A 22,692-nucleotide genomic window follows, 5' to 3' on the forward strand; every position below is an offset into this window, starting at 1 on the left:
TTAAAATACTGCTAATTATTTTAAGATAGCTTATTTTTATATCAAAATATTGAGAGGTAGAATACTTTGAACAATTCAATACTTAAATTAGAAAATATAGTAAAAGAATATCCAGGTGTTAAAGCATTAGATAAAATCAACCTTGAATTTGAAAAAGGAAAAATTCATTCAATAGTAGGAGAAAATGGAGCTGGGAAATCAACTTTTATAAAAATTATTACTGGAGCAGAGAAACAAAACTCAGGGAAATTAATTTATAAAAATAAAGAGATACTAAAAAATTCTCCTAATAGCAGTATGAATATGGGAATAAACTGTGTTTATCAAGAGCTTAATCTTATCCCTTATTTAACAGTAGCAGAAAACATATTTTATGGATATGAACAAACTAAAGGCTTATTCTTAGATAAAAAATCTATGAATAAAAAAAGTGAGGAAATATTAAAAAGCTTAGGTGTAAATATAGATGTTAAAAAGTTGGTAAAAGATATTGGAATAGGAAATCAACAAATAGTTGAAATAGCCAAATCTATCATTAAAAATTTAGATGTACTTATACTAGATGAGCCTACAGCATCTCTTACAAAAAATGAGATAGATAAATTATTTGAAATATTATATAAACTAAAAGCTGATGGAGTATCCATAATATATATATCACACAGATTAGATGAAGTTTTAAAAATATCAGATGATATAAGTGTTTTTATGGATGGAAAGCTAATAACAACAAAGGAAAATTGTGAACTTGATAAAGAAAAAATTATAAAGTATATGGTAGGCAGGGATTTAGATATATCAAAGAAAACTAAAGATTACTCAACTGATGAAATAGTACTAACTTTAGATAAATTAACTAGTAAGTATATAAAAAATGTATCTTTTGATTTAAAAAAAGGAGAAATCATAGGTATAGCAGGATTAGTCTCATCAGGAAGAACAGAACTTGCAAATGCCATATTTGGAGTAGATAAAGTTTTAAGTGGAAGTTTAAGTATAAAAGGAAAAACTGTAAAAATAAATAATCCATCTGATGCAATAAAAAACGGACTAGCTTTTATAACAGAAGATAGAAAAGATTCAGGGTTAATACTTGAAATGGGAATTAAGGAAAATGCCAGCTTAGCATCATTAAATAAGTTTACAAAAGGTATATTTATAGATAAAAATAAACAAACAAATGATGTATCTAAAATATTAAAAGATTTAAAGTTAAAATACTCATCTATAAAAGAACATGTAAACAATTTAAGTGGTGGAAATCAACAAAAGGTAGTTATTGCAAAGTGGTTAATTACAAATAGTGACATTATAATATTTGACGAGCCAACAAGAGGAATAGATGTAGGGGCTAAGGAAGAAGTTTACAAGATAATTGAAGAGTTAGCAGAGAATGGCAAATCAATTATAATGATTTCTTCAGAAATGGAAGAAATATTTAGAATGAGTAACAGAATTTTAGTAATGAGTAATGGACATGTTGTTTCAGAATATAAAAATGGAGAAGTAAGTTCAGAACAGATTTTTATAGACTCAGCTAGTTTGTTAAGGGAGAGAGATTATGAAAAGTAAAAGATTAAACATAAATATTTTTGATTATGGAACAGTGTTCTTTTTAGTTTTTTTAGTATTATTATTTTCTATGACAACGGAGTACTTTTTTACCTTTGGAAATATAACAAACATACTAAGACAGATTTCAATAGTTGGAATATCAACAGTTGCTATGACTATGGTAATAATAACTGGAGGTATAGATTTATCAGTAGGATCAATGCTTGCATTAAGTTCAATACTACTAGCAAAAATGCTAACATCAGGAGTTAGTATGTACATAGCAATACCTATAACTTTGGTTGTAGGTATACTAATGGGGCTTATAAATGGGTTTTTAATAAATAAAATAAGAATATCACCTCTTATATCAACACTAGGAACTATGACTATATATAGAGGTATAACTTATATAATTACTGGAGGATTACCAGTGTATGGATTTCCTAAAGGGTTTTCATTTATAGGGCAAGGTTATATAGGAAAAATACCAGTACCTATATTTATATTAACTGGAGTTTATATAGTAGGATTTGTAATACTTTATTTAACTAAGTTTGGTACATATGTATATGGGATAGGTGGAAGTGAAAAAGCAAGTATATTATCAGGTATTAAAGTGAATTTAGTTAGATATAAGGTATACGCTATATCAGGATTTTTATCAGCACTTGCAGGAGTAATTAGTTTATCTAGGATAAATAGTGGAGTTCCAAACTCAGGAACAGGATTTGAATTAGATGTAGTAACAGCTGTTGTTTTAGGTGGAGTAAGCGTAAGTGGAGGTTCTGGTAAATTATCAGGAGTTATAATTGGATGTTTAATAATAGGAATATTATCAAATGGGATGATACTTTTAAATATAGGTGAGTATTATCAAATGGTTGTAAAAGGACTTGTACTTTTAGTAGCAGTAGGAATAGATAACTTTAGTAAGGAGAGATAAAAATGGATATATTACAAAGAATATGTGACTGTGTAGTTAATATGGATAAGGAAAATATAAAAGGTTTAGTTTTAGAAGCCCTACAAAATAAAAATATAAGTATAGAAGATATATATGATAAAGGGCTAAATAAAGGAATGGTAAAATCATTAGATATGTTTAACAATAAGGAATATTATCTTTCTGAAATTATAGTTTGTTCAGATACATTAAATGAAGGTATAGATGTTTTAAGAAGTCATGGGAAAATTAAGAAAGAAAATAAAGGAACTGTAGTGTTATCAGTTGTTGAAGGGGATACCCATGAAATTGGTAAAAACATAGTTAAAATAATGATAGAATCCTCAGGTTATAAAGTTATAGATTTAGGTGTAAATAAAAGCAGTAAAACTATAATAGATGAAGCAATTAATAATAATGCAGATATAATTGCTTTATCGTCTATGATGACGACTACTATGGAGAATATGAAAACAGTTATAAATGATTTAAATAGTAGAAAATTAAATAAAAGACCTAAGGTTATAATAGGTGGAGGGCCTGTAAGCAATAATTATGCAATACAAATAGGTGCTGATGGTTATAGTGAAAATGCACCAAAAGCAGTGAGATTAGTACAAAAACTTATGGGGGAGGTAATGTAGATGACTTTATTAGAATATATAAATAGTGAAGAGAGAGGTTTTTTCTTACCAGATATGGCAACTAATGGGCTTTTCTTAATAAATAAGAAAGCTTATGAAGTATATGAAAGTCCATTGAATCAATTGGAACTAGCAAAAACTATGAATCAATATTTTGAATCGGACTTTATATACTCATTCTGTGATGGAATTATATTTTGTGAAACATTAGGACTAGATATATTAAAACCAGATTATGATTTTCCAAGTGTTCTTACTCACTCAATAACAGACATAGGCATATTAGAAAAATATGAAGTACCTAACCCATATGAAACTAAAAGAATGCCTAAGAATATAGAAAGTTTATCTTTGATAGCTAAAAATATAGATAAACCATTATATGTATCAATACAAGGACCATTTACTTTAGCAGTGCAATTAGCTGGTGCGACTCATCTTTTAAGAAGCATAATAACTAATGAAGAATTTGTATTAAAACTTTTAGAATTTACAACGGAAACTGTAAAAAGATATGCAGTAGCAGCAAACAAAGCTGGAGCTAAATTAATATCTATATCAGAACCAGCAGCAGTAACTTTAAATAAAGAAAGATTTGATAAATATGTTGTACCAAATGTAAATGAAATATATGAAAAACTAGATTGCTGGAAGAGTATGCATATATGTGGAGATACAAGTGAGTTACTTGAAAATATGTTAAGTTGCAATTTAGATGCAATAAGCTTAGACCAAATAATGGACTATAAAGAAGTTATGCCAAAAATTCCAGAAAACATTGTATTAATAGGTAATTTAGATCCAATTGAATTATTAGGAAGATCAACTCCAGAAAAAATAAAAGAAGAAATTTTAAAACTAACTAAGGCAATGAGAAAGTATAATAACTTTTTATGTGCCTTTGGATGTAACTGTTTAAATGATACTCCTGTATGTAACTTGCAAGCAGCAATAAAAACAGGAAGAATGAGTTATGAAGATTTAGATAGGATAGATATATAATGAATATAGATAATGTTTATATAGATAAAGATATAGTTTTAAAGTTTTTAGGATATGGAAAAAGAAAAGCTCCAGATAGTATAAAGAAAATAATAGATGAAGAAATATTAAATATAAATGATATTTTAGATATAAAAGTATTTATTAAAGAAATAGATATAAAAGAGAATAACTTTACAGGAAACTATATTATAAAATGTTTTAAAGAATGTGAAAAAGCTTATTCAATTTTATATACTATAGGAAATGAAATAGATAAAAATATAAATTATCATATGAGTAATAATGATATGATGAGAGGTCTTGTACTTGATAAAATAGGTATAGTAGCATTAGATTACATAAATGAAAATATAAAAAAATATTTAGAAGATAATAACCCTCATTTAAATATTTCACATGAAATATATCCAGGAGATAAAGAATTTAGTATAGAAAATCAAAGAAATATATATAGCTATTTTAAAAATGAATATATAACTATAAATGAATATAATCAAATGAATCCTATAAAAAGTGTTGCTATGGTTATATGTATGGGAAGTTGCAAAAACTTAAAATCAAGATGTGAAAATTGTGCTAATAAGTGTTTTTAAAGTTTGATACAATTATTTATTAACAAATATAAAAAATTTTAAAATAGATGAATATTCTTTTAAATAATGGTTAATATATAATCAGATGGTTAATTAAGTTTAACTATCAGCCAACACTGACTACGCAAAAGCAAGATAATATCTTACCTTTTGGTAGTATCTTTGGAAGTGATGGTGGCTAGATATTTGAAAAAATATCATATTAAATATAATGAATCTACTAGATTCCTCGCTCTACTAGAGTGCAATTAGCCTTAGTCTAACACCCAAAGGTTAGAGTCGTAGCTAACTTGCAAACTATATTTAATAAAAGTCAAAAGAGGATAAGGATGTAATTAATATTACTCCTTGAAAAAGCACTGAATTTGAAGGCTTAGGCTATCAAATCAGTGCTTTTTTTATTTTTATAAATGAAATAACCAATAATACTCAATTCTATTATAATTTACTCATAGGAAATTTAATACCTTGATAAGAATGGCAGAAAAATGATATCCTAAAAATTGGATATAATGATTTTGCATATTAATAAATAATATAGCCAATAAAATGTAATAAAAAATCACATGGGGAGAAAACATATGATTAAAATAGCAATTTGTGAAGATGAAAAAGAGCAACAAGATTTATTAAAAACTCATATTAATCAAATATTTAAGGATTTACCAATCAATTACAGTCTAGATATATTTAACTCAGGAGAAGAGTTACTTAAAAACTATCCCAAAGATATTGACATATTTTTAATAGATATACAATTAAATGAGATAAATGGAATGGATACTGCAAGAAAAATCAGAGAAACAGACAATAAAGCAGAAATAATATTTATAACATCATTAATAGAATATGCTCTAGAAGGATATGAAGTAAGAGCTTACAGATACTTAATAAAACCAGTAAAATATGACGACCTAAAAATACACATCTTAAACTGTATAAAAGAAATAGACATAAAAAATAGACACATTATCATAAAAGAACAAGGAAACAGAATAAAGCTAGACATAAGTGAAATAACTTACATAGAAGTACAAAAAGAAAATATAACCATACATACCTTAAACAAAACATACGAAACAAAAGGTACTATGAACAATATTGAAAAAGAAATAAATTGTAGCAGATTTTATAGATGCCACAAAAGCTTTTTAGTAAACCTAGAACATATAAAAAGCATCAAACAATACATAGCAGTACTTGAAAATAGTGAGGAAGTACCTATAAGTAGATATAGATTTAAAGATACAAAAGATAGATTTTTCGATTTAATAGAGGACAAGCTATGTTAGATTATTTTTATATTTTATGCATGATTAATATGGCTATATTTATAATCTTCTTTTTTGCCTTAATGAAAAAAAGAGGCTATACTTGCAAATGTAAATCAAAAACTAAACTTGTATTAACCTCAATACTAGTTATAGCTCTAATTATATGGAGAATGCCATTTGGAACTGTAGCACTATTTATTTTAATAAGAATAATTTTATCACTATTTTTAATCTGTAAAACAATTTATAAAATGGATACAAAAAAATCTATTACAAACTCTGTAATATATACCTTAGTATATATTTTGATAGAGTGTAGTATCTATTGGATTTTACAACTTTCATCTAGATATGTAGCTTTGAATCTACTTGAATTAAACTTAATAATAACTTTTATTATTATATTTATATGTACTTATTTCTTTGACAAAATACAGAAGTTTTACGATAACAAAAGATATTATATATATATAATTCTAACAATAACAGTTAATTTAGTAATAGTTTTATTTTTTAATATATCAGAAAAGAAGATAGGAGACTTATATTCATTACTAGTAAAAAACAATCTTGAATATATAAGTCTCGTAGATACAATAATGTTTTCATTTTATATGAAAAATATATTTCCATATCTTTTATTTATTATAAATGTAATATTAATATCTATATTCATTAACTCTATAAAATCAGAAAAAGAAAAAGTTAAAACACAGTTTTTAAATGAAAAATTAGATATGCAATATAAATACTACTTAATGGCAAAAGAGTCAAAAGAGAAAATGAAAAAAGTATATCATGATATGAATAACCATATGGAAAATATAAAAAGACTTAAAGGTAATAGTGAAGATGTAAATAAGTATATTAACAATATAGAAGACGAAGTGAAAAATGTTAAAAATATATATAATACAGGAAACTTATTACTAGATATAATACTATATGAAAAAAGTAAAGTTTGTATGGAAAGCAATATAGATTTTAAAGTAGGTATAGATTTTAGTAAATGTGAGTTTATAGAAATGATAGATATAACAAGTATTTTTTCTAATTTAATAGATAATGCAATAGAAGCTTGTAATAATATTAATGATAAAGATATAAGTAGATATATAACTATAAAAAGCACTTTCATAAAAGGTTATTATGTTATTAGATGTGAAAATAGTAAGATGAATAAAGTAATATTAAAAAATAATAAAATCTTTACGACTAAAAAGGATAAGTTTTTTCATGGTTTAGGACTTGAAAATATAAAATCATCAGTAAAAAAATATGATGGTGAGTTAAAGATTAAAAATAATGATTATAAATTTATAGCAAGTATTTATATACCAATTGAATGAATCTAACTGCTTAGTATTTATTATATTTGTATATAAAAAATTATCGATTGTTCATATTATATCAAGTCAAAATATTAAAAGGGAGCCTTACTTTAGGCTCTCTTTTAATTATAATGCCACAAGTTTATTTAAATTGGTTTGTGTATTTTTTATTTTTTTCTTCTTTTGATTGGCATCCATCTTTATATTCTGGGCAAGTACCTTGTAATCTTTTCTTTGTAGTGCAAGCCATTTTAACATCACTGTTACTATTAAACTTTGGTTGCTTGTTTTTCATTAAATTGACCTCCTAATAATAGTATTGATACATTTTTATTATTATCTACTTTAAGAAAAAATATTGTATTAAAAAGCATTTACTAAATTTAACTATATATTTTTTTCATATGCAATATGTAATATTTGATTTATTTTTTAGTTTACAAAACTTTGTTTTTAATATATCATATGAGTATAAATGAATATGTTAATATGAAAAAGGAGGATTTATGAAAATAGTACAAATACTAAAAGCATTAGGGGATGAGACTAGAATTAAAATAATTAATATTTTAAGAAATGGGCCACTATGCGTTTGTGAAATAGAAGCAATACTTGAAATTACACAATCTAATGCATCAAGACATTTAAATAAGCTAATGAATGCTAATTTAGTAACTTACTACAAAGAAGCTAAATATGTCTATTATAAGCTAAATGAAGATACTTTAAATGAGTATAGTTTTATAAAAGCTATTTTAGAAGATGGGTTAGAAAAAGAAGAAAAATTAAAACTTGATTATGATATTTTAGTTAATTATAAAGACGCTGGATTAACATGTGAAACAGTTACTCAGATAAGAGATGTTATAAACAAAATAAAATCAAATTAGGAGGAAGTAATGAGGATAGCTACAATATCAGATATACATAGTAATTTATATGCTCTTAATGAAGTTTTAGCAGATATTGAAAAAAGAAATGTAGATATGGTAGTTTGCACAGGGGATTTGGTGGGGTATGCTACAAGGCCAAATGAGGTTATAGAAACTTTAAGGAAAAATAAAGTGCTTACTATAATGGGCAACTATGATGAAGCTATAGGTAATTTTAAAATAATATGTGGATGTGATTATCCAGATCCTAAGGATGCAGAGAATGCTAGCCTTTCAATGAAGTTTACATCTGAGGAAACAACAGATGAAAATAAAGCGTATTTAAGAAATTTACCAAAAGAAGCAGTAATTTCTTTTAATAATAAAACAATTAGATTTGTTCATGGTAGTACGAGACTTATAAATGAATATTTAAAGGAAAATTCTAAAGAAGCCAATGAGGTTATGAATAATCTAGATGAGGATATATGAGTATGTGGTCATACTCATATACCATATGTTAAATACTATGGGAAAAAATTATTAGTTAATGCAGGAAGTGTTGGTAAATCAAAGACAGGAAGCCCTAATGCTAACTATGTAATTATAGATATAATAGATTCAATTGTAGAAGTTGAAATAATAGAAGTTTTTTATGATTTTGAAAAAGTAGCTAAAGAAATAGAGGGAAATAAAATACTACCAAATGACTTTGCAAGACTTATAAGAGAAGGTATTTCTAAATAGATTTATCCTACAAATAAATAATAATTATAAAAAGGTGGTGCTTGTAGTATGAAAGATATTACTAATGGAGATTTAAAAAATATAGTTAGAGATAGCTATAAAAAAATAGTGAAAAAAGAAGCTAGCTTTAGCTCTAGTGGAGAGGACATATCTAAAAGTATAGGATATTCTAGTGAAGATATGAATATTGTACCTAAGGATTCTAATTTAGGTTTAGGATGTGGAAATCCACATTTAATTGCAAATATAAGTGAAGGTGAAACAGTACTTGATTTGGGAAGTGGGGCTGGATTTGATTGCTTCTTGGCATCTAAAAAAGTAGGGGATAAAGGTTTAGTTATAGGAGTAGATATGACTCCTGAAATGTTAAGTGAAGCGAGAAATAATGCAATAAATAACGGTTATAAAAACATAGATTTTAGACTAGGTGAGATTGAAAATTTACCTGTGGCAAATGATATAGTTGATATCATAATATCAAACTGTGTTATAAATCTATCTCCTAATAAACAAAGAGTATATGATGAAGCCTATCGAGTACTTAAAACTGGTGGTAGATTATCTATATCAGATATAGTTCTTATGAAAGATTTAACTCAAGAGATGAAACAAGATGAAAAGCTATATTGTGGCTGAGTCACAGGAGCCTCTTCAGTTGAAGAGTTAGAAGTTTACTTAAGAAAATCAGGATTTAAAAATATTAAAATAGATGTAAAGCCTGTTTCTAAAGAATATGAAGAGAAGTGGGGACATAACTTAAATGTAGGTGAATATATTATGTCTGCTTCAGTTACAGCTAATAAATAAAAGTATCTCCTTAGGGAGATACTTTTATTGTATATATAATTTAGTTTTCTTCTAAAACTAATATACTTTCATTATAAAATTTACATTTGGTATGTAAGCACTCTTTATTTAAGTTATTGAAATGACACTTTAAGTCTGTAGTCTTATCTAGCTCAACATTTAAATACTTCTTAGTAAAGTCAATTGCCGTATCTATAGCTGTAAAAGAATCTCTTTTACAACATCTTGGGCCTCCATATTTACTAATATTTTCTAATGACTTTGACGTTATTAAGTTACAAAGTCCCCATTCTTCTTTATTCATAGGACCTGATTCTTGGATTAAACTAGTATATATTCCACAACCTACACCAGCGCCACATGCTCCATAAAACCCACAGAATCCCCCTAATACATTTTTAGCTCTTTTTTGACATTCATTTAATAAATTGTCTAGCTTTTCTCTGTTATCAGTTTTATTTAAAAATGCAGTACTTAATACAGCTGGCACTAAATAGTGGTGTTCTGGTCCATGCATCTTAATAGATGGATGTTTCATTAAATCTAATGCCATTTCTATTGGATTTGTACTATAAGTGTTTAAGCAGTAGTTTGTTATAGCTGTATATGCATCGCTACTATGGCACTCATCACATACATAGTGACCATTTTTACATATTATAGCTGACTCATAAGTCTTTTTACAAAAATAACATTCTCTTTCTTTACTTTCATTTTCGTAAAGCACTTCTTCATTACAAATTAGACAATTAAACTTATTCATTTTTTAATTCACCCCTTGATATATAATCCCAAATATAATTATACATTTTTATAATTTTTAATGATATATAGTTTCTACAAACTTATAAAGTTAATTTGTATAATAAGTTAAATATGCTAGTTGTCGGTAAAAAACTACCACTTGTCCATATTATATTGAATCCAAGTATAAAAAAATGTTACCTTCTCTACAAAGAAGGTAACATTTTTTTATAAAATGATTTAATACAAGAAAGGGAGATAGGGCTTTGATTACATTTAAACTAGCAATATCGTATATGAAAAAACAAAGAGGAAAAACAGTAGCACTATTATCAAGTATTGCACTTTCAGTTATGTTAATTTTCTCAATGATTGTAATTAGGGATTCAGGATATGATTCCCAAATACAAGAAGCAAAAGATTTACATGGAGATTATCAAGTATGGTTTGAGGGGATTGGTATAGATAAAGCTAAACAACTAGAAAATGATAATGAAGTAAAAAAATCAAGTAAAGTTAAATATTTTTGTGAAATAGTCAATAAAGATAGTGGTGTTAAACTTGATTTAAATTCATTTGATAAAGGCTTTATAAAATCTCTTAACTACAAGATGGTAGGAAGAAAACCAGCAAAAGATGGAGAAATTGTCATAGAAAAAGAAGCAGTAAAACAGATGGGTATAGATGATCCATTAAATAAGAATATTGATTTAATGTTAATGAATAAGTATGTTGATGAAAAGGGAATTAACAAAATAGATAGTGCTAATAAAACATTTAAGATTGTTGGACTAGTTGAAAAGCCAGATAGATATTATAGTTCAGTATCTAATTCTATAAGTGGAGTTAAGGCTCAAGCATTTGTATATGAAGAAGCCAAGTTTCCGATGAAAACTAAAGATACATACAAAGGAACAATACTTCTAAAGTCAGAAAATAATACATCTAAATTTTTAAGCAAAATGGGAAAAAAATTAAATCTTAGTGTTGACTATTTACGTGAAAATGCTGAAGTTAGTTCAGCCAACCTTTTTAAAGACATATCTAAGAATAATATAGAAAACATTAAGAAGACTATTCTTTTAATTATTGTATCTAGTCTTGTAATATATAATATTTTTAATATTATTCTTAAAGATATGATAATACAAATAGGCCTTATGAGAGCTATAGGTATGTCAAGAAAGAAAATAAAGAGTATGTTTATACAGTTGAGTCTTATTTACATGGTTTTAGGAACAGCAATAGGTATATTATTTGGGATAATTTTATCATATATTGGAGTGAAAATGGTATATGGATATAGCTCTATGTTAACGATAGGAGCTCCAAGCATAATTTATTCTTTTTTAGTTTCAGTATTATCAGTATCCACAAGTAGTTTTATAGTAGTTAGAAAAGCTGTTAAGATGTCTATAATTGATTCAATAAAAGAAAGTGAGAAGTATAAAAAAAAATCAAAACATAAAAGTACAAAAACAAACAGAACACATAAAAATATAATTAGAAGTATTGCAATTAAAAATGTATGGAGAAATAAACCTAGAACTATTATAACAATGCTTGCAATTACCATGGTTGGAACAATGTTTATTTTTAGCTTTGCGTTAAAAGATACATTAAAGACAAATATAGAATTAGGAATAACAGGTGGTATTTGGGGAATGTCCTATGGAAGTGTAGATAAAACAGTAAGTGGTAGTTATAATGGGGCAGAAAGTTTATTTTATAAAGTTGATAAAAATATGATAGAAAATATAAAAAATATACAAGGAGTAAAAAGTGTAGAACCAAATTTTTTCAATCCTGAGGGGTATATTATACTTTCTAATGATAAAATATCTAAAGCTTATCAAGATGAATTAAACAGAAAAAATAGACTATATAAGGCGGAACATAATAATGAATATCCACTTCTTATAAGAGGATATAGCGACGAGATGTTAAAGAGTAGAGAGTCATTTATTCAAGAAGGAGAAAATTTGGTAAATACTAAAGAAGGAAAGTACAAAAAAGTTATACTGGTAAATAATATCAACTCACAAGTTACCCATTCATTTGAGGCAAAGGTAATTGATGGTGCAACGGTTGGAGATATTATAGATATAAAATTACCTGTATACAAAGATGGTACCAAAAGATATGAAACATTGAAGGTTGAAGTTAGTGCTATTATGAAAGAAGCTTATGCAGCAGCTCAAGATGGGAATGTTGGGGCTGAGGGAGCACAGGTAATATTTAGAGAAGATGACTATAGAGAATTAACAAATCAAAAGGATTATAACAAGATTTATGTAATGACTCAAAAAGGTGAGGTATACCCAGTTGAAAAAAATTTAGAGAAATTAACAAAGCACTATGCATTTTCATCAATCGGTGGTAAAGGTGAAGACATGAAATTTATTGGAGCGCAACAAAGTTCAGAGGACAGACTTACAGCAATATATCAGTGTTTAATTTTGCTTATACTTGCTGTGAACAGCATTTTTATTATGAGAAGTAATATTATTGCAAGAAAAAAAGAGTTATCAACACTAAGAGCTCTTGGAATGAGTATTAAGGATATAAAAAAAACTTTGATAATAGAAAGTGAATTTTATGGAATAGTTGCCTCTACAATAGGAGCTGTAATTGCAACAGTCTATCAGTATATAGGAATTTCAAATGCTAATAAAATTCTCATAGAAGGAAGTTTTGAAAGAACTATGGAATTTAATATTCCTTGGAACCAAATACTTATACTATTTGGAATTTTTATAATCATAGGATTTGTTTCAGTATATGTATCTAAAGATAAGCTATATAAGGTATCAATAACAGAGGGAATTTCAGAAAATGATTAAGTTTTATGTATAATTAACTTTAAGGAGAAAAAGTATGAAAAGACTAAAGGTATCAAATTTAAAAAAGATATATGGAAAAGGGGAAAGTAAGGTACATGCAATAGATGAAATAAATATAGAAATTGAGCCAAATAAATTTACGGCTATAATAGGTCCAAGTGGTTCGGGAAAAAGTACTTTGCTTCATTGTATGGCAGGTCTTGATAAGCCAAGTTCGGGGAATGTTTATCTTGATGACATAGACATTTACACTATGGTAGATGATAAATTATCAAAGTTAAGAAGAGAAGAGTTTGGGTTTATATTTCAAAGCTATAATTTAATTCCTGTTATAAATGTGTATGATAATATAGTTCTTCCAGTAGCTATAGATAAAAAGAAAGAGGATAGAGATTATATAGATGATTTAATTAATAAGCTTGGCATTTCAAATCAAGTTAATAAGTTTCCAAATGAACTTTCAGGAGGGCAGCAGCAAAGGGTTGCTATAGCTCGTGCACTTTCTAATAAACCCTCTGTAATATTTGCAGATGAGCCTACGGGTAATCTTGATTCTAAGACTACAGATGAGGTAATGGATATTTTAAAGATGTGTGTTAAGGAGTTTAACCAAACTTTAGTTATGATAACTCATAATGATGATATAGCGAATATGGCAGATAGGGTTATAACTATCAAAGATGGTAAGGTTTTAAGTTAATAGAATATTCTTTTAATGAAATCCTAAAGTGTAGACTTTCAGGTTTTGCCAGATTGCTATAAACATAAAACTCGTGTCTTAAAAATAGTGTGCTTATATAGGGTGAAGAGTTATTCGTCTTCAGCATTGAAATTCACGAAAATCATATTGATATAATAGTAAATATGATTTTTTATTTAACTAATTAATCAAAATTACTTTTAATATAGAACAAATATTGTAAATCTTATTCTTATAATATGAGATGTAATTTAGAGTAATCACAATCCAAGTTAGAAATAAAAAGTTTTTAAAGTTTTAAATTATAAATTTATAAAAAAAGAAAACCTGTAATTTAATATAGGTTTTCTTTTTTATAATTCTAACTATTTATTTGAAAGTGGATTAATTCTACCATGTGTTTGACTCTCAAAGCTATAACCGATATCTAATATTTTTTTATCTTCTCCATTTTTTGTAATAAAAGTTACACCTTGAGGTTCATTTTTAGCATTTTTACCAAAAGGGATAGTTAGTTCCGGGTAACCTGCTATTGAAGATAATCCTATTCCTGAATTATTTAAACATACTATTGCATCTAAATTATATTTTTTAAAAGCTTCATCTAATTTCTTAGTATCATTTTTTATAGCATTATCTACAACATTTTGATCGATATCTTTAATTGATGCTGAAGCTTCTAAATGATCTTGTCCGTATTTTGCTCTTCTTTTTAAATCTTTTTTATTATATTCTATTAATTCATTAAGTTTTTTTATAGGAAGATTGTATTTGGCAGCAAACTCTTCAAAATCTTTTTTAAAAGATATATCTAGGATACCAAATAAATCTGTACCAGTTTCATCAATATTGATTTCTACTAAATTCACACCTATATCTTTTAATTTACTTTTCATTTTATCTAGCATTTCTTGGTCATCATATTCGTAAGATAAAAGACCTATAGTTTTACCTTTAATATAGTCAGGATTTTCATCAATATTTATTTTATTATTAGACATGCTATTATATCCAATAACTGCATCTTCTACTGTTTTTGATATTGGACCTGGAGTATCAAACTTTTTCACTAAAGGCATAATACCTTCACTAGATACTGAAGTTCTTGATGGTTTAAAACCAACTACAGAGTTAATGTATGATGGAGCTATAATAGAAGAAGATGTTTCTGTCCCAATTGAAATAGGTGCTAAATTTGCTGTTACAGAAACCGCGCTTCCACTACTAGATCCAGATGGAGATATTTTTAGTGGACCAAATGGATTTACAGTTTGTCCCTTACTACCACTATAACCAGAAGGCATTCTAGTAGACATGTAATTTGCAAACTCAGAGAGGTTGTTTTTTCCAAGTATAACAGCTCCATTTTCTCTTAGATTTTCAACAAGTTCTGCATCCTTACTTGGAATAAAATTAGTAAATGCTTCAGCTCCTGAGCTAGTGGGTATATTTGCGGTATTTATATTATCTTTTAATAACACAGGTATACCAAATACTCCAACTTTCTTATCTGATGATGCTTTATCTGCATTTCTAGCTTCTTCTATAGCATCTGGATTTACTGTAACTACAGAGTTTAATCCATGCTCTTTTTGATCTAAGTCTTTAATTCTATTTAGATATATAGCAGTTATATCTGAATAAGTGATTTTACCTGATTTTACATAACTTTGTATTTCATCAATACTTTTTTCTATAACATACCTTTCTTTTTCTTTAGATATTTTATCAATATCGATTCCTTTAAGTTGATTATCTATTAAGTTTATAACCTCTTGGTTGTTATAAGATATCCATTCTTCACCTGAAGGTGCAATTTGCTTTATATACATGAAACCACCAACTGTAGCTACTGCTAAAGCAATAACTGCAATTATTGCAATTTTTGATTTTTTCATTTTTTCCTCCTTTAATGATATAATTTATTTGATAAAAATATATTATCATTTTATTAAATTTCCAACCATCGATTTATATAACACTTATATAACATTATTGTAATATTATTAGTAGAATAAAAATAAAAAATCAGTTTTATAATAAAAAATTTATGTACATTAATGATATAAAATAGTTGGTATGATTATTATGAATAGTATCCACAATTAAAATCCATAAAAAGGTATCGATTCTTCAATCGATACCTTTTTTATATAATAGATAGAGTTATTAAAATAAATAATGAAAACTTAAATTATTAATCCTTATAAAATCCTTATAAATATCACGTATACTTCAATTAAACAAGTAGAAAGGGTGTTTATACTATGAAATATATAATACAAACTAAAAAATTAAATAAAAACTATAAAAAACAAGAAGTAAATAAAGAAATATCGTTACTAGTACCTACAAATTCAATATACGGATTATTAGGGCCTAACGGTGCTGGTAAATCAACACTATTAAAAATGTTAACAGGAATGATAAATCCTACATCAGGAGAAATAATATACAATGAAAAGCCATGGTCAAGAACTGACTTACTAGAAATAGGATCACTTATAGAGCAACCTCCAATTTATGAAAACTTAAGTGCAAGAGAAAATTTAAAGGTACGTACATTGCTATATAATTTACCAGAATCACGAATAGAAGAAGTATTAGAAATTGTTCAACTCACAGACACAGGGAATAAAAAAGCAGGTAAATTTTCTATGGGAATGAAACAAAGATTAGGAATAGCAATAGCTTTATTAAATAATCCAAAACTTTTAATATTAGATGAGCCAACAAATGGATTAGACCCAATTGGTATAGGAGAGCTAAGAGAATTAATAAAATCATTTTCGCAAAAAGGAATAAGTGTAATATTGTCTAGTCATATTTTATCTGAAGTAGAGCAAATAGCCGATTATATAGGGATAATAGCGAGTGGTCAACTTTGGTATCAGGAGAGAATTAAAGAGAATATAGATTTAGAAAATCTGTTTTTAGATGTAGTTAGAAAGGCAGGAAATAAAAATGTTTAATATGATAAAAGCTGAGAACTTAAAACAAAAACATAGTTTTCAAAAAGCACTAATATGGTTAGCTCCAACAATAACTTTATTAGTAGCATTTTTATTAATGGGAGGCCGTTATATACAACAAGGAGGATACAATTTGTGGTATATAATTATATTGCCAGGAGCCCTTACTATAATATCATCATTTGTTATAAATAATGATAGCAAAAGAAAATTTAATGGATTATTCAGTGTTGTAATTGATAAAGATAAAATTTGGTACAGTAAAATAATTCTTTGTACTATTTATTTAGGCATAGCATGTTTACTATTTTTTTTAGAAGTAACTGTTATGGGATATTTATTTAAATGCACAATTTCTATAAAGGAAAGTTTTTTAGCCTCAATACTTTTATTTATATTATTTTCTTGGCAAATACCATTATTCATGTTTATATCTATGAAAGTTAGTACTGGAGTTTCAGTAATAATTAGTATGATATGTAACTGTGGAATAGGAATAATTTGTGCACTTAAATCAACATGGTGGATTCCATTTGCAATCCCTTCAAGAATTATGTGTCATGTTATAGGAGTTTTACCTAATGGTCTAGCTGTAGAAAATGGCAGTTATCCTTTTGATATAAAAATTATTTTAATAGGATTAGCAATAACAGTATCATTATATATTGTAATTTCATATCTAAGTTCAATGTGGTTTGAGAAACAGGAGGTATAGATATGTTACACTTTTTAAATTATTTAAAGGCAGATTTTTATAAATTTTATCACTCTAATATAATTAAGCTACATTTAATGATTCCAATAATAACGGTAATATCTTTTTTAGCATATTATACAATTTCGCCATGGAGTGAATTACAAAAAGTTATGGCATATGTTCAAATTATTTCGATATCGTTTCCTTTAATAATATCTATTATAGTAAATATGGTATATGAACAAGAAGAAGAAGCTGAATTTCAATATTTTTTAGGAATAGCAGATAAAAAGTATTTTGCTCACTTTAGCAAGTTAATATTAATGTTGATATTAGGTTTAATATCAACATTAATAGCAATTTTAGGATTTGGAATTACATTTCATTTAATGGGAAATAGCTTAATAGAAATAGGTGTTTATATTAAAGAATCACTGATAGTTTTTGGAAGCAGTATCCTTTTATATATGTTACAATATTTAGTAGTATTTTATTTTGGTAGAGGAGCATCAATTGGAATTGGAATAATAGGAAGTACTATATCAGCATTGATGATAACGGGTATAGGAGAATGGATATGGACCTTATTACCTTGGGGATACTCAATAAGATTAAGTTCTTATTTCTTATTATATAACTTGGATATTCTAAATAAAAAAGAGCCGATAACACAGGCAATAATTATGATGATAATTTTTATAACTATATTTTTAGCTTTACAATTAACACTTAGTAATCGTTGGGAAGGAAAGAGAGAAAATTATTAATTAAGGAGTACTTATGGAGTGTGCAGAAATTTTAGTAATTGATGATGAAATAGAAATTTGTAATTTAATAAAAAATGCATTGAAAAAACAAGGTCATATAGTAACGGTAAGAAACAATGCAATTGATATTAATGAGGAAGATCTTATCAAATTTGATTTAATATTATTGGATGTAATGATGCCAGGAATAGATGGATTTACTTTATGTAAGAATATTCGAGATGAAGTAGATTGTCCTATAATTTTTATAACAGCTAAAACAATGGAAGAAGATATTTTGGAAGGTTTTTCAACAGGTGGAGATGATTATATAAAAAAGCCTTTTAGCATTATAGAACTAAGAGCAAGAGTAGAAGCTCATTTAAGAAGAGAACATAGAGAAAAACACCAGATTTTATCAACTAATGGATTGAAGTTTAATTTAAAGCCTAAGGAAATATACTTTAATGATTATAAAATAGCACTTACAAAGGGTGAATATGCTATTTGTGAATATCTAGCAAAACATAGAGGACAGGTTTTTTCATTAGAGCAAATTTTTATAGAAGTATATGGATATGAAAAAGATAGTGATAATAGTTGTATAAGAGAACATATAAAAAATATACGTGCAAAAATCACAAAATGTATAGAAAGTCCAATTGAAACAGTTTGGGGAATAGGTTATAAATGGAAATAAAAAGAGAAAAAAATTTATATACTATTTTTCTAAGATATTTAATTATTTTTTGTGTTCTAACTATATTATTATTATTTTCATTAATAGCTATATTTAAGATTTTAGATAATAGTAATATCTTAAAACCTGCTAATTATGTCCAAAATCAAGTAGAAAAATTAAAAAAAGAAGTTGATGAAGGATTAGAGTTAGATGAAAGTAAAATACCTTATCCTAGTAAATATGCTTTTTTAAATAATAAAAATGAGATTATTAAAACTAATTTTGATAAAGAAGAATTAAAAGAATTAAATAAGTATTTAGAAGGAGAAAATTTTAAAAGTAAATATTTTTACAGTCAAATATCTTTGAAATATGGAATATGTGTTATTAGATATGATATTAAAGCTCACTTTACCTCAAAATATTGGAATGATTTAATACCTTATCCTGAGATATTATTCATATATGCATTTTTTATATGTTTTATATTTATAGCTCTTGTTATAGCGATAAATTTTGGGAAAAAATTAAAAAAAGAACTAAATCCATTAAAAGCAGCAACTGAGAAAATAATAAATCAAGATTTAGATTTTGAAATAAAATCAAGTGAAATAAAAGAATTTAATGAAGTATTAATTTCTATATCAAATATGAAAATAGCTTTAAAAGAATCATTAAATGCAAAGTGGAAGATAGAACAAGAAAAGAAAAATCAAATATGTTTATTAGCTCACGATATAAAAACACCAATAACAATTATAAAGGGAAATGCAGAACTTTTAAATGAAGGTGAATTATGTGAAGAAGATAGAGAATTTACTAGATATATTATTAATAATGCTGATAAAATTGAAAAATATGTATCGATATTAATGGATATATCTAAATCAGAGAGTAATGAATATGAATTAAATGAAAATATTAGAATAGAAGAGTTGTTAGAAGAGCTAAAAAGTGAACTTTATGTGCTATGTTCATTAAAGAATATAAGAATTTCTACTGAAATTAACTATAAAACAAAATATTTTATATCAAATAAAGAGCTTTTAATGAGAGCTATTGTAAATATAATGTCAAATGCAGTTGATTATTCACCTATAAAAAGTGAAATAGGATTTATAGTAAATGAAGTGGATGGTATGTTAGTATTCACTATAAGAGATTGCGGTAAAGGGTTTACAGAGAGTGGATTAAAAAATGCAAAAAATCAATTCTATATGGAATCAAGTGAAAGAAAAGTAGGAAATCACTATGGTATGGGATTATATATTGCAGAATATGTAGCTAAAAAGCATGAAGGTTTTGTAGAACTAAGAAATAGAGAAGATAAAGATGGAGCAGAGGTATCATTAGTGATTAACATAAAACAATAAATATATCTAATAAAATATAAGGAATTTCTGGAGTTATACTAGCGATATTAGGATTTAATATCACCTGTAAAAAAAGTAGATAAATTAAAAACGATTTTGCTTTAAAATTTGAGTAATAACAAAAAGTCATAGGATATGAATATTATAAAAAGAATTGAAAATTAAGAATATTAAACCATTATAAAAAGCCAGTAAAATTAATTTTACTGGCTTTTTATAATGGTTTAAATACTAAAAATGTATTATTTTAGATAATATCTTTCTTTATTTTGAGTACTATTTTTATACTCAATAGCCTCAGCAGGGCAACCACAAATACATGCCATACAATGAGTACAGTTATTTCCCCAAACTGGTTTTTGATTTTTTAAACTAATATTATTTAAAGGACATAGTGCTTCACATTTTCCACAGCTAATACATTTATCAGTATAATGAAATCCCTTGGCATGAACAAATAATTTATAAAAAACTAAATTTGTTATACCACTTTTAATTGTACCACCTAAGCCGCTAGGGGTAATAGTTTCAAATTCATTTTCATTATTTATATCAGAAATAATTTTATATATTTGTTTATCTGCTTCTTTAATAATTTGTTTTGACGTTTCTTTATCTGGCACAGAAAATAAAGCTACATAATTCTCTGGCATCTTAATTTCTACCATACCTTTTAATTGGCAATTTTTATATTTGCATAGTTTTTTAATATAGTTTATGGATTTTGCTGTATCTCCTCCACAAGTCATTATAAAATAAACTTTGTTACTTCCTAAAAATTTTGTTTTTTTAATAAAGTCCGTAACTACTAGTGGCAATCTCCATGCATAAGTAGGACATACGAATATGAATGGCTTATCTGTAGATATTAATTCATCTGTTTTTTCTTCTTTTATAAGTTGATTTAATGATATTAGTTCATCATTTAATTCTTGAGCAATTTTGCGAGCTACATATCGGCTATTACCAGTACCACTAAAATATAAAATCATAATTATATCTCCCTAAATATTTTCATTTTAATCTTTAATTCTTTTTGATCTAATAAAATAATTTATTGATATATTGTATTTCAATAAATATAAAATTCTCTAGTTAAAAAAATTATAGCATATTAATACTTTTAAAATTTATTGGTAAAGAATTTGATTACCATTAAATTTTAAATAAAACAAAATCCACTTTTACATTTGATGAATCACTACTAAAAATGAAAAAGTGGATTATTAGGTATATAAACTAAAATAGAATCTTCTATATTCTTTGATAGAGAATATAAGCTTTGAAAAAAGTTCTTATACTCCATTATATTTAATTATATTGGAAGCTGGAATAGCCGAAATAAATACACTCATGCTATTATATATATTTTTACTGTCTAATAATTCAACAAAAGTATAATCTACATATGCATTTACACAAAACTCTTCACATAAATCAACTTCTATATCAGAAGCATTAGTAAACACATATCCCTTAATAGTTAGTGTCTTTGTAGGGTCTTTAGGATCTATAACTACTACATCTCTTAATATATTCGGTACATTTTTAAATTTAGGATATACAATAATATAAGTAGTAAAAGGGTAGCTTAATTTGATATAATGCACAGGACTTGAAGGTAAATCTAGTGTATATATTATTCTTTGATTTATAGTACCTGAAACTATTAACTCTCGACCGCTAAGACAAGATCCTTCTGCATTACTTTGTATTTGTAAAACACTAAGGCAAGGAGATTCACTTACTATATTATTTTCATAAACAGGATTACCAGAAGCATCTAAAACAGCTACCTTATAAGTCTTTAATCCGAACGGAGTTTCAATCAATCTTGATTTGCATATTGAAACATTAGAAGATACGAGAGAGATATCCTTTATACCGTTTTTATTATCTGATAGAGATAAAATTTCTGTATTTAAAACATGTCCCCAATTTAAAATACTTGGATTAAAAGAATCTAAATCTACTTTATTAATGCTTGATGAAGTTGAGACTGAACAAATAGAGCATTTATTATAGTTATTACTTAACAATGTTAACACATCTCCTGTCTTCTTATGATATACATTTTATGATAAGAAAAAATGTTATATTATATTTTATTTAAAATATTAAAATATGTACTAAAAATTACAAAAAATATAAACTATTTAAAA

General features: G+C 26.2%; 21 protein-coding genes and 1 pseudogene. 17 read left to right on the plus strand and 5 right to left on the minus strand.

The annotated features are described in order from the left end of the window. The first annotated feature begins 66 nt into the window (after positions 1-66). From ATCC9714_RS07615 to ATCC9714_RS07645, 7 genes are all read left to right on the plus strand, one after another. Positions 67-1,572, plus strand: coding sequence for a sugar ABC transporter ATP-binding protein (locus ATCC9714_RS07615; RefSeq protein ID WP_057544922.1), 1,506 nt, complete (start codon positions 67-69; stop codon positions 1,570-1,572). Continuing rightward, entirely contained in the window at positions 1,562-2,500 is a 939-nt protein-coding gene (locus ATCC9714_RS07620; RefSeq protein WP_057566409.1) for an ABC transporter permease, read from the plus strand. The genes ATCC9714_RS07615 and ATCC9714_RS07620 overlap by 11 nt, the downstream gene beginning before the upstream one ends. 2 nt (positions 2,501-2,502) lie before the next feature. Further along, entirely contained in the window at positions 2,503-3,144 is a 642-nt protein-coding gene (locus tag ATCC9714_RS07625) for a cobalamin B12-binding domain-containing protein (protein ID WP_057574275.1), read from the plus strand. Next, positions 3,145-4,146, plus strand: a complete 1,002-nt coding sequence (locus ATCC9714_RS07630) for a uroporphyrinogen decarboxylase family protein (RefSeq protein ID WP_057544925.1) — start codon at positions 3,145-3,147, stop codon at positions 4,144-4,146. Then, positions 4,146-4,742: a vitamin B12 dependent methionine synthase, activation domain protein gene (locus ATCC9714_RS07635; RefSeq protein ID WP_021124494.1), complete on the plus strand. Its 597-nt coding sequence runs from the start codon at positions 4,146-4,148 to the stop codon at positions 4,740-4,742. The genes ATCC9714_RS07630 and ATCC9714_RS07635 overlap by 1 nt, the downstream gene beginning before the upstream one ends. A 581-nt stretch (positions 4,743-5,323) precedes the next feature. Then, positions 5,324-6,034 (plus strand): LytR/AlgR family response regulator transcription factor, encoded by a 711-nt coding sequence (locus ATCC9714_RS07640; RefSeq protein WP_021124495.1) that lies wholly within the window; start codon positions 5,324-5,326, stop codon positions 6,032-6,034. Beyond that, positions 6,028-7,365, plus strand: coding sequence for an ATP-binding protein (locus ATCC9714_RS07645; protein ID WP_057544927.1), 1,338 nt, complete (start codon positions 6,028-6,030; stop codon positions 7,363-7,365). Before ATCC9714_RS07640 ends, ATCC9714_RS07645 begins: the two co-directional genes overlap by 7 nt. Before the next feature lie 124 nt (positions 7,366-7,489). Here ATCC9714_RS07645 and ATCC9714_RS07650 read toward each other — a convergent pair whose 3' ends face one another. Beyond that, positions 7,490-7,642 (minus strand): hypothetical protein, encoded by a 153-nt coding sequence (locus ATCC9714_RS07650; protein WP_155484061.1) that lies wholly within the window; start codon positions 7,640-7,642, stop codon positions 7,490-7,492. Between the two features lie 211 nt (positions 7,643-7,853). Here ATCC9714_RS07650 and ATCC9714_RS07655 point away from each other — a divergent pair, with 211 nt between their 5' ends. From ATCC9714_RS07655 to arsM, 3 genes and pseudogenes are all read left to right on the plus strand, one after another. After that, complete coding sequence (locus ATCC9714_RS07655) at positions 7,854-8,237, plus strand: ArsR/SmtB family transcription factor (RefSeq protein WP_054629323.1); 384 nt, start codon at positions 7,854-7,856, stop codon at positions 8,235-8,237. 9 nt (positions 8,238-8,246) lie between these two features. After that, a pseudogene (locus tag ATCC9714_RS07660) lies at positions 8,247-8,966 on the plus strand (metallophosphoesterase family protein). Between the two features lie 48 nt (positions 8,967-9,014). Beyond that, positions 9,015-9,773, plus strand: a complete 759-nt coding sequence (arsM, locus tag ATCC9714_RS07665; RefSeq protein ID WP_155485678.1) for an arsenite methyltransferase — start codon at positions 9,015-9,017, stop codon at positions 9,771-9,773. A gap of 40 nt (positions 9,774-9,813) precedes the next feature. Here the strand turns inward: arsM and ATCC9714_RS07670 are convergent, their stop codons facing one another. Further along, on the minus strand, positions 9,814-10,536 hold the full coding sequence (locus ATCC9714_RS07670; RefSeq protein ID WP_057544929.1) for a DUF5714 domain-containing protein: 723 nt from the start codon (positions 10,534-10,536) through the stop codon (positions 9,814-9,816). Positions 10,537-10,783: 247 nt separating this feature from the next. Between ATCC9714_RS07670 and ATCC9714_RS07675 the strand changes: the two genes are divergently transcribed. Then, complete coding sequence (locus ATCC9714_RS07675) at positions 10,784-13,360, plus strand: FtsX-like permease family protein (protein ID WP_057544930.1); 2,577 nt, start codon at positions 10,784-10,786, stop codon at positions 13,358-13,360. Positions 13,361-13,394: 34 nt separating this feature from the next. Next, positions 13,395-14,060: an ABC transporter ATP-binding protein gene (locus ATCC9714_RS07680; protein ID WP_057544931.1), complete on the plus strand. Its 666-nt coding sequence runs from the start codon at positions 13,395-13,397 to the stop codon at positions 14,058-14,060. Positions 14,061-14,425: 365 nt separating this feature from the next. Here the strand turns inward: ATCC9714_RS07680 and ATCC9714_RS07685 are convergent, their stop codons facing one another. After that, positions 14,426-15,958, minus strand: a complete 1,533-nt coding sequence (locus tag ATCC9714_RS07685; protein WP_057544932.1) for an amidase family protein — start codon at positions 15,956-15,958, stop codon at positions 14,426-14,428. 369 nt (positions 15,959-16,327) lie between these two features. On the opposite strand from ATCC9714_RS07685, the gene ATCC9714_RS07690 reads away from it, so the two are divergent. From ATCC9714_RS07690 to ATCC9714_RS07710, 5 genes are read left to right on the plus strand one after another with little or no spacing between them, the layout of a single operon-like run. Then, positions 16,328-17,032: a lantibiotic protection ABC transporter ATP-binding protein gene (locus tag ATCC9714_RS07690; protein ID WP_057544933.1), complete on the plus strand. Its 705-nt coding sequence runs from the start codon at positions 16,328-16,330 to the stop codon at positions 17,030-17,032. Next, a complete protein-coding gene (locus ATCC9714_RS07695; RefSeq protein ID WP_057544934.1) occupies positions 17,025-17,747 on the plus strand; it encodes a lantibiotic immunity ABC transporter MutE/EpiE family permease subunit in 723 nt (240 codons plus the stop codon). The genes ATCC9714_RS07690 and ATCC9714_RS07695 overlap by 8 nt, the downstream gene beginning before the upstream one ends. A gap of 2 nt (positions 17,748-17,749) precedes the next feature. Beyond that, positions 17,750-18,496 carry a lantibiotic immunity ABC transporter MutG family permease subunit gene (locus ATCC9714_RS07700; RefSeq protein WP_021121923.1) on the plus strand — a complete coding sequence of 249 codons (747 nt, stop codon included), beginning with the start codon at positions 17,750-17,752 and terminating at the stop codon, positions 18,494-18,496. Positions 18,497-18,509: 13 nt separating this feature from the next. Next, positions 18,510-19,175 (plus strand): response regulator transcription factor, encoded by a 666-nt coding sequence (locus ATCC9714_RS07705; RefSeq protein ID WP_057544935.1) that lies wholly within the window; start codon positions 18,510-18,512, stop codon positions 19,173-19,175. After that, positions 19,166-20,530 (plus strand): sensor histidine kinase, encoded by a 1,365-nt coding sequence (locus tag ATCC9714_RS07710; protein WP_057544936.1) that lies wholly within the window; start codon positions 19,166-19,168, stop codon positions 20,528-20,530. The genes ATCC9714_RS07705 and ATCC9714_RS07710 overlap by 10 nt, the downstream gene beginning before the upstream one ends. 242 nt (positions 20,531-20,772) lie before the next feature. Here ATCC9714_RS07710 and ATCC9714_RS07715 read toward each other — a convergent pair whose 3' ends face one another. Both ATCC9714_RS07715 and ATCC9714_RS07720 read right to left on the minus strand, forming a co-directional pair. Continuing rightward, the gene (locus ATCC9714_RS07715) at positions 20,773-21,522 is read right to left on the minus strand and encodes an EFR1 family ferrodoxin (RefSeq protein WP_057544937.1); all 750 of its coding nucleotides are present in this window, start codon (positions 21,520-21,522) and stop codon (positions 20,773-20,775) included. Positions 21,523-21,825: 303 nt separating this feature from the next. Then, entirely contained in the window at positions 21,826-22,569 is a 744-nt protein-coding gene (locus tag ATCC9714_RS07720) for a hypothetical protein (protein WP_057544938.1), read from the minus strand. Positions 22,570-22,692 lie beyond the last annotated feature (123 nt).

The organism is Paraclostridium sordellii (genome assembly GCF_000953675.1).
GTDB classification, from domain to species: domain Bacteria; phylum Bacillota; class Clostridia; order Peptostreptococcales; family Peptostreptococcaceae; genus Paraclostridium; species Paraclostridium sordellii.